Raw genomic sequence first — 13,009 nt, forward strand, 5'->3', positions numbered from 1 at the left:
ATTTTTTTATAGGAGAGGATTGGATTGTCTGTCAGGGTGGGCATTCCCGGCGCGCTGCTTTATTATCTTTACTACCCCGCCTGGTCCGTTTTTTTCCGCAGCCTGGGCGCGGAGGTCGTTTCATCGGGAAGAACCACCAGTGAAATGCTGGACCAGGGGGTCAGGGAGGCGCTGGCCGACGCCTGCGTACCGGTAAAGCTGTATTTCGGTCATGTAATGACATTGGCCCAAAAGGTGGATTACCTGTTCATTCCGCGGGTGGTCTGCCTGAACAAGGAAACCACCTACTGCCCCAAATTTCTCGGCATGCCGGACATGATCCGCCATTCCATACCGGACCTGCCGCCAATGATCGACGTACGTCTGGATGCCCGGGAAGGCTGGAACGCCCTGCGGCTGGCCTACCGTCAGGCGGCGGAGATGCTGGGCGCCGGCCGGTGGGCCGCGGACCGGGCCTACTGGAAGGCGGCCGCCGCCGAACGGCGCCTGCAGGCACTGTTACAAAAGGGCTGCCAGCCGCCGGAGGCCATTAAAATGCTCAACCGCGGTGTCGCGCGGCCGGTACCGGAAACTACCGCCAGGGCAAGTACCGGAATGGTCTTTGCCGTTCTGGGCTATCCCTATATCATCCACGACCAGTACATCAGCCTGGGCATGCTGCCCAAACTGCAAAAGATGGGCGTACGGGTGGTCACCGCCGAAAACCTGCCCCACCGGCAGTTGATGCACTGGCATAGCAAGCTGGACAAAAGGCTTTTCTGGACATTCAGCGACCTGTGCATGCGGGCTACGGAATATCTTTATGCCCGGGGTGGTGTGGACGGCATCATTCACCTCACCGCCTTCGGCTGCGGTCCGGATTCCCTGCTGGACAAATTTATGGAAATGAAAGCGCGTGAGCAAAAAACCATTCCATTCATGAGCTTGACCATTGACGAGCAAAGCGGTGAGGCGGGCGTGGCCACGCGCCTGGAAGCATTCGTGGACATGGTCCGGCGCAAGAAAGGGGCGCTGCCTGGTGCCTAAAGTGACTTTTCCCCACGTGGCGGAATCGTATCGCGCCTTTAAAATGCTGTTGGAAGATCTGGGCAATGAAGTCATTCTGCCGCCCCGCCCAAGCATGCACACCCTGGACCGGGGTGTACAGTACGCGCCGGAATTTGCCTGTTTTCCGGTCAAAATCCTGCTCGGTACCTATCTGGAGACCTGTCCGCAGGGGGTGGAACTGATTGTCACCAGCGGCGGCGTCGGGCCCTGCCGGGCCGGTCACTACGCCCAGCTGCACAAAAAGATATTGCGTTCCCTGGGCTATCCGATCGATATTATCGTTTTTGAGCCGCCCCGCCTTTATCCACTGGATTTTTTACACAACATCCAGCGGTTGAACCCCGGACGGCTTTCCTACCGTTCCGTTTATGAATGTATAAAACGGGCCTGGCGCAAGCTACAGGCGCTGGACGACCTGGAAAAACTGAGCCACCGGGTGCGCCCGCGGGAAATTACCAGGGGCGCCACCACCCGCACCTACCGCAAGGTACTGGAATGGATCGACCGCGCCTATACCTGGCGGGAAATTGAAACAGCGGCCTCCAGCGCATTACATGCGCTGCATGAAGTCCCCCAGGACCCCTTTCGCCGCATTCTGCGGGTGGGCATCGTGGGTGAAATATATGTCCTGCTGGAACCGGCAAGCAATCTGGAAATCGAGGAAACACTCGGCCACCTGGGGGTGGAGGTGGAACGCTCCATGTTCCTCACCGGCTGGACCAGGGACAATACCTGGGCCGAAACCAGCGAAGGGCTGACCGTAAAAGACGCCGCCCTGCCCTACCTGCCGGAATTGCTGGGCGGTCACGGCCGCGACTCGATCGGCAACACCATACTATACGCCAAGCGTGGCTTTGACGGGGTAATTCAGCTGGCCCCCTTCACCTGCATCCCGGAAATCGTGGCACGCACCATCCTGCCCCGGGTCAGCCGGGATCACAACATCCCCGTGCTCACCTTTTTCCTGGACGAGCAGACAGGCAAAGCCGGCACGGCCACCCGTCTGGAAGCATTCGTTGATTTAATGCGGCGGAAAAAATCAAAACAAGCGGGAAGTGACTGCAATGAAAGCCTACCTTGGCATCGACGTGGGTTCGGTAAGTACCAATATAGTAACCTGCGGTGAAGACGGAGCGGTAATCACCGGTTTGTACCTGCGTACACGGGGACGCCCGATTGAAGCAATCCAGAAGGGTTTGCAGGAAACGGCGGAAAGCTTGCCGCCGGGAGTGGAAATCGCCGGTGTGGGCACCACCGGCAGCGGCCGTTACCTGGCCGGTGTGATGGTCGGGGCGGACGTGGTCAAAAACGAGATTACCGCGCATGCCGTGGCCGCCTCGGCACAGGAACCGGATGTGCAGACGGTGCTGGAAATCGGCGGGCAGGATTCGAAAATCATCATCCTGCGGGACGGCGTGGTCACCGATTTTGCCATGAATACGGTATGCGCCGCGGGCACCGGCTCTTTCCTGGACCAGCAGGCCGCCCGCTTGAACATCCCGATCACCCGCTTCGGCGAACTGGCCCTGCAGTCCACCGCCACCGTGCGTATTGCCGGCCGGTGCACTGTTTTCGCCGAATCGGACATGATTCACAAACAGCAGATGGGCCACGCCCTGCCCGACATCATCAACGGCCTCTGTGAGGCGCTGGTGCGCAACTACCTGAATAACGTCGGTAAAGGCAAGGAAATATTGCCCCCGGTGTTTTTTCAGGGCGGCGTGGCCGCCAACACCGGCATCAAGGCTGCATTTGAACGGGCGCTGCACATGCCGGTAACTGTTCCGGAACACCATAAGATCATGGGCGCGATCGGCGCCGCCATTCTGGCGGCGGAAGAAATAAAAGAATGCCGGACAACCCGCTTTAAGGGCTTTCAAATCGCCGGACTGCCCTACCGGACCAGCAGCTTTGAATGTGACGGCTGTCCCAATGCCTGTGAAATCGCTGAAATATATGAAAATGACAAGGTCATCGGCCGCTGGGGCGCCCGCTGCCCCCGCTGGGACGTGGTTTAGCCGCCGGCCTTTCCGGTCCGGACCGGCTGAAGGGAAACAAGCCCCGCAACCCCCGCCGGGGTCCGGCACGGCGCCGTATTTTTACAGGATCCGGAGATACATTATAATGACCGGCTGTTCTAATTTTGGCCAATTGAGTTCAGAAAGGGATATGAACGTTGTCCAGCAAAATAGAAATCGCTGAATTTGTTACCTGGACACTGCTCGGGCTGATGGCCGCCAACGGCCTCTGGGTGGCCTGGGACGCCCGCCGCAAAGGCAAGCCGCTGGTGGAGGTGATCGTCTGGGGATTGTTTTCCGCCTTCTTTTTCGGCATCGGGCTGGGTCTCTACCTGGCCTGGGGGCGGAACCTGCCGCCGGACCAACCGGAGGAAAAAAAGTAATTGCCGGCGGCACAACAGCCCGGTTTTTTCTCCCGGCCGGGTAATTTTACCTTGACGGCCGGATCACCGGCCGGGTAGAATAACCTCAGGGGGTGATTATGAAATGCCGGACATAAGCGCAACCCTGATGACCCAGTTTACTCATCTGATCTTCCTCTTATTTATCTTTTTAATTATTCCGGTCCTGGCGTTGCTGACCGGCATCGATGCCAGCCGGCGGGGCAGGACAGCGGTGGAAGTCATCCTGTGGGTGCTGCTGACGGCACTGGTGTTTTTCATCGGGGTGCCCTTATACCTGTTTTGGGGACGAAAGCCGCCGGCCGGGGAGAAACAACGGAGCATATAAATGACCGGGCCGGCAGGCTCTTTTTCTTTTCTGTATACTAATGTAGAACCGTTTTTTATTTTTAGATGTCACAAACGCCGGCAATCCCTAATTTTAAGAAATAACCGGAGTGTTACTATTATAGACATGTTTAAATGCGCCCGCGTTATGCAAAAAGTCTGTCTTGCCTTAAATTTGCGACGTCTTCCCCCGCCACCCGGAACCCGGTATGGTTTTTGCAAGTAAACTCTGGTGTAAGCCGGGCTGTGGAGAAATATAAAATAACCGCCGCGCGTTGCCATCCACAGCCCAATGGAGGGAGAAAACATGACTGAAACAGTAATTGTCAGCGCGGCCCGGACGCCTTTCGGCAAACTGGGCGGAGCGTTAACGCCCCTCACCGGGCCGCAACTGGGGGGCATCGTGATCCGGGAGGCCGTCAACCGGGCCGGCATCCCGGACGAAGCAATCGATAATGTAATCATGGGCATGGTGCTGCAGGGCGGCGCGGGGCAAATCCCTTCCCGCCAGGCCACACGGCTGGCCGGCCTGCCCTGGGAAGTGCCCTCGGAAACAATCAACAAGGTCTGTGCCTCCGGTTTGCGCAGCGTAACCATGGGGGATCAGATCATCCGCGCCGGCGATGCGTCCGTCATTGTGGCCGGCGGCATGGAAAGCATGAGCAACGCCCCCCACTTCGCCCGGGTGCGCTGGGGATTGCGCATGGGGGATACACAACTGACTGATTTGATGGTCCATGACGGTCTGTGGTGCGCCTTTTACAACCGGCACATGGGTATCCACGGCGGCGTGGTGGCCAAAGAATACGGCGTGTCGCGGGAAGAACAGGACGTTTGGGCGCTCCGGAGCCACCAGCGGGCGATTGACGCCATTGATGCCGGCCGGCTGAAGGAGGAAATCGTACCGGTTGAGGTGCCGCGCAAGAAGGGCGGTCCGCTGAACGTGGACACCGACGAGGGACCGCGCCGGGACACCGGCCTGGAGGCGCTGCGCCGCCTGCCGCCGGTTTTCGATCCGGAAAACACCGTTACAGCGGGCAACGCCCCGGGGGTGAACGACGGCGCCGGCGCACTGGTGCTCATGTCCCGGGAAAAGGCGCAGGAACTGGGCAAAACACCCCTGGCCACCATTCTGGGCCACGCCTCCGTGTCCCAGGAGGCCTCTTATATCGCCACCGTCCCCGGACTCTCGGTACAAAAGCTGCTGGCCAAAAAGAACATGTCCGCCGGCCGGGTTGATTTGTTCGAAATAAATGAAGCCTTCGCCGCCGTGGTGCTGGTCAGTCAAAAGATTGCCGGCTGGGATCCGGAAAAGGTGAATGTCAACGGCGGCGCGGTGGCCTTCGGTCACCCGATTGGCGCCAGCGGGGCGCGCATATTGATGACCCTGATTTACGAACTGCGCCGGCGGGGCGGCGGCATCGGCGTGGCTGCCATCTGCAGCGGGGCGGCACAGGGAGACGCCGTCATGGTGCGGGTGGACTGACCGCAACCAGTAACCGGCAATACTATTCCCGGGCCGGAAATTTGCAGACGAAAATATTTTAGCGCCACCCCCTTATGCCAAATTTGTCATTCATGCATCAGCGCCACGTCTGCGGTGGCGCCGGCGTCAATAGAGAAAAACGGAGTTGCTTTTTAGTTTAGGAGATGATTGAATTTGCCGGATCAACTGACCGAAGAGCAAATCATGATGCGGGACATGGTGCGTAAATTCGCCCAGAACGAAATCGCCCCCCGGGCGGCGGAAATTGACCGCACACACCGTTTCCCCCGGGAAAACCTGGAAAAGATGGCCGCCCTGGGGTTGATGGGCGTGCCCATACCGGAGGAATGGGGCGGCGCCGGCTGCGACTTTCTTTCCTACATCATCACCGTGGAAGAAATATCGCGCGCCTGCGCTTCCACCGGGGTCATCCTGGCCGTGCACACGTCTTTAGGCTGTTTCTCCACTCTTTACTTCGGTACGGAGGAACAAAAAAAGCGCTACCTGACTAAACTGGCGACAGGAGAATACCTGGGCGCCTTCGCCCTGACCGAAGCCAACGCCGGCTCGGACCCGGCCAACCTGTCCACCACCGCCCGGCTGGAGGGAGGCTGCTACATCGTCAACGGCAGCAAGATATTCATCACCAGCGGTGGCGAGGCGGACGTCTATGTGACATTCGTACGCACCGCACCGGGCAGGGGCTATCAGGGAATCACCTGCTTGTTGGTGGATCGGGACACCCCCGGCTTTACGATCGGCAAAAAAGAGGAAAAAATGGGCCTGCACGGCTCGGCGACCACGGAATTAATTTTTGACAACGCCAGGGTGCCCGAAGAAAACCGGCTCGGGGTGGAAAACGAAGGTTTCAAGGTGGCCATGGCCCTGCTGGACGGCGGGCGCATCGGCATCGGCGCCCAGGGTCTGGGCATCGCCCGGGCCGCTCTTGATGCCGCGCTGGACTACGCCAAACAAAGAGTGCAGTTCGGCCGGCCGATTGCTGAACACCAGGCCGTCCAGTTCATGCTGGCGGATATGGCCACCCGTGTTGACGCCGCGCGCCTGCTGGTCTACCGGGCGGCCCGGCGGCGGGACATGGGACTGTCCTATACCAAAGAAGCTTCCATGGCCAAACTTTACGCCACGGACACGGCCATGCAGGTGACTACCGATGCGGTGCAGATTTTGGGCGGCTACGGTTATTGTCAGGAGTACCCGGTGGAACGCTATATGCGGGACGCCAAGATTACGCAAATCTATGAAGGCACCAATCAGATCCAGCGTCTGGTCATTGCCAAACAACTTTTAAAATAACTAATCGGTGCCCGCCGGCGGGAAGGAAAGCTGCCGGTTGATTTTAATCCGGAGTTCAATCCGGCGGTGCACCCGGGGAGAGGATATTTTATGACCCGTCAGCACATAAAAAAAGGCTGCATACATGTTTACACGGGCAACGGCAAGGGCAAAACCACCGCCGCCCTGGGGCTGGCCCTGCGCGCCATCGGTCACGGCTACCGGGTTTTCATGCTCCAGTTCATGAAGGGAAGCAAGGAGTACGGCGAAGTGCAGGCCGCTGAAAAATACCTGCCCGACCTGATCGTCGTCCAGTCGGGGCTGGAAACCTTCGTGGACAAGGAAAACCCCTCCCGCGCCGATATCGATCTGGCCCGGCGGGGACTGGAAACCGCCCGCAAAGTGCTCCGGGAAGGACATTATGACCTGGTCATCCTGGACGAAATTAATGTTGCCGTTGATTTCGGTTTAATTACGCTCGAAGAAGTGCTCGAGCTGATGCGCATCAAGCCGGAACACGTGGAACTGGTGCTGACGGGGCGTTACGCCCATCCGGAGATAATCAAGGCGGCCGACGTGGCCACGGAAATGACCCTGATCAACCACCCCTACTACAGCGGCGTGGAAGCCCGGGAAGGCATCGAATACTAGGGGGCGACGGGATGAAAGATTACGTGGAAAAATTATTGTCCGGGGACCGGCGCAGCGCGGCGCGCTTAATCACCTTGATTGAAAACGACGCGCCGGAGAAACAGGCCCTGCTGCACCGGCTATACCCCCACACCGGCCGGGCGCACGTGGTGGGCGTCACCGGTTCGCCGGGAGCCGGTAAAAGCTCGCTGGTTGATGCGTTGACCGGTCAGATCCGGAATGAAGGTTTAAAAGTGGGCATCATCGCCGTGGATCCGACCAGTCCTTTTTCCGGCGGCGCGCTTTTGGGGGACCGCATCCGCATGCAGGAACACACCACCGACCGCGGCGTGTTCATCCGCAGCATGGGCACCCGGGGTTGTCTGGGCGGACTGGCCCAGGCCACCCGGGATGCGGTGAAGGTGCTGGACGCTTACGGCTGTGATGTGATCCTGGTGGAAACAGTGGGTGTCGGTCAGTCCGAACTGGACATCATGCACCACGCCGACACCACCCTGGTGGTGCTCAACCCCGGCGCCGGCGACCACATCCAGACGATCAAGGCCGGGATCATGGAGATTGCCGATATTTTTGTCATCAATAAGGCCGATCTGGACGGGGTGGAAAAACTGGTCCGGGACATCCGGGCCATGCTCGATTCCAGCCCGCGGGCGGGCGACTGGCGGCCGCCCGTGCTCACCACCAGCACTCTGGACGGCCGGGGCATACCGGAATTGTGGGCAACCATAAAAACCCACCGGGAAAAGATTTTCAACAACGGTACCCGTTCGGCAGTCAAAAGAAAGCGTATTCAGCGTGAATTGACCGAGATCCTGCAGCGGCGCATCAACCGGTTAATCACGCAAGGACTTGATGCCGGCGGCCGCTTCGAGCCCGTGCTGGAAGAAATCCTCGCCCGGCGGATGGACCCTTACCGGGCGGCCGACGAAATAATAAAACAATCCTGGAAAGGAGAACTGTCCGATGAGTGAACGGCAAAAAGAAATCAAGGACGGACTGGACCGCTGGCGGGAAACCCGCGGCCGCATGGCCGATCGCGACTGCCGCTTTGAGACCGTTTCCAGCCTGCCCGTCAATGATTTATACACTCCTTTGGATCTGACGGACTTTGATTACATGCGTGATCTGGGCTTCCCCGGCGATTACCCCTACACCCGGGGCGTACAGGGCAACATGTACCGCGGCCGGCTGTGGACCATGCGCCAGTTTGCCGGCTTTGCGACCGCCAGCGATTCCAACCGGCGTTACAAATACCTGCTGGAAAAAGGCCAGACCGGCCTCTCGGTGGCTTTCGACATGCCCACCATCATGGGCTATGACAGCGACCACCCCCGCGCCCTGGGCGAAGTGGGCCGGGTGGGCGTGGCCATCGACTCCCTGCAGGATATGGAAACGCTGTTTGACGGCATTCCGCTGGATCAGGTGAGCACGTCCATGACCATCAACGCCCCGGCCTCGATCATCTGGTGCATGTACATCGCCACCGGGGAAAAGCAGGGTGTGCCCTCGGAAAAGCTGACCGGCACCATCCAGAACGACATTCTGAAAGAATACATCGCCCAGAAATCGTGGATTTTTCCGCCGGAGCCATCCATGCGGCTGATTACCGATATTTTCGCCTACGCCTGCCGCCACGTACCCAAATGGAACACGGTGAGCATCAGCGGCTACCACATCCGGGAAGCCGGCTCCACCGCGGCGCAGGAACTGGCCTTCACACTGGCGGACGGCTTCGCCTATGTGGAAGCCGGCATCGCCGCCGGACTGGACGTAGACGAATTCGCCCCCCGGCTGTCCTTTTTCTTCAACGCACACATCGACTTTTTCGAGGAAATCGCCAAGTACCGGGCCGCCCGGCGCATCTGGGCGCGGCGGATGAAGGAAAAATACGGCGCCAAAAACCCCAAATCGTGGCTTTTGCGCTTTCATACCCAGACCGCCGGCTGCAGCCTGACCGCCCAGCAGCCGGAAAACAACATCGTGCGCACGGCCTATGAGGCCATGGGCGCCGTGCTGGGCGGCACCCAGTCACTGCACACCAACTCGATGGACGAGGTGCTGGCCCTGCCTACGGAAAAAGCAGTGCAAATCGCCCTGCGCACACAGCAAATACTGGCTCATGAGACGGGCGTGGCCAATGTCATCGACCCCCTGGCCGGTTCCTATTACGTGGAAGCGCTGACCAGCAAAATGGAAGCGGAAGCGGAAAGATATTTCGAAGAGATTGAAAAGCGCGGCGGTGTGCTGGCCGCCATCGACCAAAATTTCTTCCAGCAGGAAATCGCCGATGCGGCCTACCACTACCAGCGGGCGATCGACAGCAGGCAGCGCATTCAGGTGGGGGTGAACGAATTTGTCAACCCCGGCGAGACGGTGGATATTGAGATCTTGAAGATCGACCCGCAGATTGAAAAAGACCAGGTGGCCCGGTTGCAAAAACTGCGCCGGGAACGGGACAACATCCGGGTGCGGGAGACCCTGGACGCCCTGCGCCGGGCCTGCGCCGGCACGGAAAACGCCATCCCGCGCATTCTGGACTGCGTGCGCGCCTACGCCACCGAGGGTGAAATGATCCAGGTGATGCGGGAGGTTTTCGGCGAGTACAAAGAAAAACCGACGTTCTAAATATTCCCATACGGAAAGGAAGGAAGCGTATGTCCAGAAAAATCAGAGTGCTGGTGGCCAAACCCGGGCTGGACGGGCACGACCGGGGCGCGCGGGTAATCGCGCGGGGACTGCGGGACGCCGGCATGGAAGTGATCTATACCGGGCTGCACCAGACACCGGAACAAGTGGTGGAGGCGGCCATCCAGGAAGATGTGGATGTAATCGGCCTGAGCATCCTCTCGGGCGCCCACATGACCCTCTTCCCCCGCATCTGCGAACTGCTCAAGGAAAACAACGCCGAGGACATCATGGTGGTAGGCGGCGGCACCATCCCCGAGGATGAAATCAAAGCCCTGAAGGAGGGCGGCTGGGCCAAAGAACTGTTTACCCCGGGCACCCCCCTGGAGAAGATCGTGGAATGGATTCAGGAAAACGTGAGAGTTTAGAGCCGGGTTTATCCAAACACGGCAAAAGGCCGGGCAAAAGCCCGGCCCTGTTCATTTGGGCCGGCAGGGCGCTTTTAACAGCCGCAACCACCGCCTGCGGGAGCGGGGATGTTTTTTTCCACAATTTCGCGCAAACAGTACAGGGCGTATTCCACTTCGCCAGGCTGGTTGAACCGGGAAAAACTGAACCGGACCAGCTTTTGCTCAAACGTACCCAATGTGCGGTGGGCGTCCGGGGCGCAGTGCAATCCGGCCCGGCAGGCAATATTGTAATTTTGGTCGAGGATGGCGCCGATATCACCCGCCGGGCGTTCGCCGACGGCAAAGGAAACCACCGGCGCCTGACGGGAAGCATCACAGGGGCCGTAGACACGGATATCCTTGATACTTTTTACACCCTCCAAAAACTGCCGGGTCAGTTCCTGCTCGTGCCGGCGGATTTTTTCGATTCCCTCCCGGCAGATGAATTTGACGCCCTCCCCCAGTCCGGCCAACCCGGCCGTGTTTAAAGTTCCGCTTTCATACCGTTCGGGCAGGATCTCCGGTTGCCCGGGCAGATCCGAATGGCTGCCGGTACCCCCCTCTTTTAAAGGATTCAGTTCCACCCCTTCGGCCACATACAGCCCGCCGGTGCCCGGCGGTCCGTAGAGCCCCTTGTGCCCGGGAAAGGCCAGCAGGTGAATATGCATGTTTGTCACATCAATATCCAACACTCCCGCCGTCTGGGCGGCGTCCACGATGAAAACCAGGTCCCTGTCACGGGCCAGGCGGCCGATTTCAGCCACAGGCATCACAGTTCCGGTCACATTGGAAGCGTGGGTGAGCACAATCGCCCTGGTATTGCGCCGGACGGCGGCGGCCACATCCGCCACCCGGATGGCGCCGGTGTGGTCGCAGGCCACTTTGGTCACCTTGACCCCCGCGCCCCGCAGGGTATTGAGCGGCCTGGTCACCGAATTGTGCTCCATGGAGCTGGTAACCACGTGATCACCGGGCCCGAGCAATCCCTTTAAAGCCAGGTTCAGCGCTTCGGTAGCATTTAAACCGAAGACAATTCGATCGGGGTTGCCGATATTGAATAAGGAGGCCAGTTCTTTTCTGGTTTCGTCCACCAACCGGTTGGCGGCAATGGCCATTTTATGCCCGGCCCGCCCCGGATTGGCCCCCACCTCACGCAGGCAGCGCTCCATGGCGGCCAACACCTCCGGCGGTTTGGGCCAGGAAGTGGCTGCGTTGTCAAGATAAACCATTTGTCATTCCCCCCGCCGTAAGATCACCTTCCTTTAATTTATGCCGCTTTAACCGCCCGGGTATGCAAACCGGCCCGAATTTATTCCCGGGGAAAAAGCGGTAAAGACGCGTGATTCAGGCTACCGGTTTGCTTACCGAAAGCACTGTCGTATATGGAATTTTGTCTGTAAAAAAGTTGACAATCAGCAGGGGGGATTTATGATATAGTCGAAAAAAAGATTATGTTAGTTAAACTCCTCCGGGAACGGACAATATTAAGTATGGATGATTGGCGGGGAAATTATGGAAAACATGCACTGTATTTGTCTTAAAGACATACCCCTTTTTAGCGGCGTTGAGTTGGCATGTTTTAGACCTGTTTGCGAGATTGCCACCAAACGTAAGCTGCAGCGGGGCGAAATTCTCTTTCACCAGGGAGATGAAGTTGATACCGTTTACCTGGTGAAGGAGGGAAGCTTTAAAATGGTCCGGGTTACCGTGGAAGGGCAGGAGGTAATTTTACAAATTCTTACTCCGGGCGAGGTCATCGGTGAGGCCGCACTGTTTCAAAAAAAATGCCATCCGGCAAGCGCCGTGGCCCTGGAGGAAACCAAAGTTTGCAGTATCAACCGCGCGCACATGGAAGAAGTGATTAAACGAACTCCGGACCTGGCCTGGCAAGTTATCGCCAGTCTGGGGAGCCGCCTTTATGCCGTATGGGATCAGGTAGCCGAATTGAATACACTGACCACCCGGGAGAAAGTGCTGAGCCTGCTCATGCGGCTGGCCAGGGAACACGGTGAAGCCTGCCCGGAAGGCACCCGGATCAAGTTTCACCTGACGCAGCAGGAAATGGCCTCCATGGTGGGGGCGTCCCGGGTCATGGTGGCCCAGGCGCTGAAAGAGCTGGCCGCAAACAACTACCTCTACCGGGAAGAAAGATATTATGTGTTAAAACACCGCTGTTTTTAAATTTATTGATAAAGCACCTGCCGCTTATAGGCATCATTCCAGGAAACAAAAATCCATTTTCAGACCGTAACAAAAATTTTAGCAAATGTTAAATCTTTTACAGCCTCACCACCCTTGAAATATTAAACTTATAACAGGCCAACTCAAAGGGAGGTGAAAAAATGGGCTGTGATTGTGCAATGAATTGTGCGGGGATTTTGACCCCGGAAATCAAGAAAGTCATTTCTGAATCGCCCTTCCTGGCGCTGAACACCATGTCAAAAGACGGTCAGCCCCACTTGATTGTAGTTGGTAAGGCAAAAGAAATCCGGGATGATGATGCGCTGGTTTTCGGCGTATACAAAATGGTTAAAACCCGCCGGAACCTCTCCGAAACAGGCGTAATGCAGGTAGTGGCAGCTTCCGTGAAAAGCCGCGAAGAGGCGCACGGTTACCGCTTGAGCGGCAGGGCCGTCGCGGAAGATAACGAGGTGCTGTTCAAAGTCGAAAAAGCGGATATATTGTTATAGTGATGGTTCTTCCAGTGAATTG

The 13,009-nt window shown here is 58.1% G+C and carries 14 protein-coding genes; 13 read left to right on the plus strand and 1 reads right to left on the minus strand.

What is annotated here, in order from left to right; translation table 11 throughout:
- Positions 1–24 precede the first annotated feature (24 nt).
- The 11 genes from A6M21_RS09615 to icmB all read left to right on the plus strand — a co-directional run bounded on the left by A6M21_RS09615 (position 25) and on the right by icmB (position 10,276).
- Positions 25–1,026, plus strand: coding sequence for an acyl-CoA dehydratase activase-related protein (locus tag A6M21_RS09615; protein WP_066668194.1), 1,002 nt, complete (start codon positions 25–27; stop codon positions 1,024–1,026).
- Positions 1,019–2,173 carry an acyl-CoA dehydratase activase-related protein gene (locus tag A6M21_RS09620; RefSeq protein WP_066668196.1) on the plus strand — a complete coding sequence of 385 codons (1,155 nt, stop codon included), beginning with the start codon at positions 1,019–1,021 and terminating at the stop codon, positions 2,171–2,173. Before A6M21_RS09615 ends, A6M21_RS09620 begins: the two co-directional genes overlap by 8 nt.
- A complete protein-coding gene (locus A6M21_RS09625; protein WP_066668197.1) occupies positions 2,112–3,065 on the plus strand; it encodes an acyl-CoA dehydratase activase in 954 nt (317 codons plus the stop codon). Before A6M21_RS09620 ends, A6M21_RS09625 begins: the two co-directional genes overlap by 62 nt.
- 158 nt (positions 3,066–3,223) lie before the next feature.
- Positions 3,224–3,448, plus strand: coding sequence for a hypothetical protein (locus A6M21_RS09630; protein WP_066668198.1), 225 nt, complete (start codon positions 3,224–3,226; stop codon positions 3,446–3,448).
- Positions 3,449–3,551: 103 nt separating this feature from the next.
- The gene (locus A6M21_RS09635; protein ID WP_066668199.1) at positions 3,552–3,794 is read left to right on the plus strand and encodes a PLD nuclease N-terminal domain-containing protein; all 243 of its coding nucleotides are present in this window, start codon (positions 3,552–3,554) and stop codon (positions 3,792–3,794) included.
- Positions 3,795–4,100: 306 nt separating this feature from the next.
- On the plus strand, positions 4,101–5,279 hold the full coding sequence (locus tag A6M21_RS09640) for an acetyl-CoA C-acetyltransferase (RefSeq protein ID WP_066668200.1): 1,179 nt from the start codon (positions 4,101–4,103) through the stop codon (positions 5,277–5,279).
- Positions 5,280–5,453: 174 nt separating this feature from the next.
- Positions 5,454–6,593: an acyl-CoA dehydrogenase gene (locus A6M21_RS09645; RefSeq protein WP_151191884.1), complete on the plus strand. Its 1,140-nt coding sequence runs from the start codon at positions 5,454–5,456 to the stop codon at positions 6,591–6,593.
- A gap of 90 nt (positions 6,594–6,683) precedes the next feature.
- Complete coding sequence (cobO, locus tag A6M21_RS09650) at positions 6,684–7,223, plus strand: cob(I)yrinic acid a,c-diamide adenosyltransferase (RefSeq protein ID WP_066668201.1); 540 nt, start codon at positions 6,684–6,686, stop codon at positions 7,221–7,223.
- Between the two features lie 11 nt (positions 7,224–7,234).
- Entirely contained in the window at positions 7,235–8,194 is a 960-nt protein-coding gene (gene meaB, locus A6M21_RS09655) for a methylmalonyl Co-A mutase-associated GTPase MeaB (RefSeq protein ID WP_066668203.1), read from the plus strand.
- Positions 8,195–8,249: 55 nt separating this feature from the next.
- Entirely contained in the window at positions 8,250–9,848 is a 1,599-nt protein-coding gene (locus tag A6M21_RS09660; protein WP_242868819.1) for an acyl-CoA mutase large subunit family protein, read from the plus strand.
- Between the two features lie 29 nt (positions 9,849–9,877).
- Positions 9,878–10,276, plus strand: a complete 399-nt coding sequence (gene icmB / locus A6M21_RS09665; RefSeq protein ID WP_066668207.1) for a coenzyme B12-dependent isobutyryl CoA mutase small subunit — start codon at positions 9,878–9,880, stop codon at positions 10,274–10,276.
- A 74-nt stretch (positions 10,277–10,350) separates the two neighbouring features.
- Here icmB and A6M21_RS09670 read toward each other — a convergent pair whose 3' ends face one another.
- On the minus strand, positions 10,351–11,526 hold the full coding sequence (locus A6M21_RS09670; protein ID WP_066668209.1) for an aminotransferase class V-fold PLP-dependent enzyme: 1,176 nt from the start codon (positions 11,524–11,526) through the stop codon (positions 10,351–10,353).
- A 340-nt stretch (positions 11,527–11,866) separates the two neighbouring features.
- Here A6M21_RS09670 and A6M21_RS09675 point away from each other — a divergent pair, with 340 nt between their 5' ends.
- Positions 11,867–12,478 carry a Crp/Fnr family transcriptional regulator gene (locus A6M21_RS09675; protein WP_242868812.1) on the plus strand — a complete coding sequence of 204 codons (612 nt, stop codon included), beginning with the start codon at positions 11,867–11,869 and terminating at the stop codon, positions 12,476–12,478.
- A gap of 161 nt (positions 12,479–12,639) precedes the next feature.
- Entirely contained in the window at positions 12,640–12,987 is a 348-nt protein-coding gene (locus A6M21_RS09680) for a pyridoxamine 5'-phosphate oxidase family protein (RefSeq protein ID WP_066668211.1), read from the plus strand.
- Positions 12,988–13,009: the final 22 nt, after the last annotated feature.

Source organism: Desulfotomaculum copahuensis, from assembly GCF_001655685.1.
Lineage (GTDB): Bacteria > Bacillota > Desulfotomaculia > Desulfotomaculales > Desulfovirgulaceae > Desulfotomaculum_G > Desulfotomaculum_G copahuensis.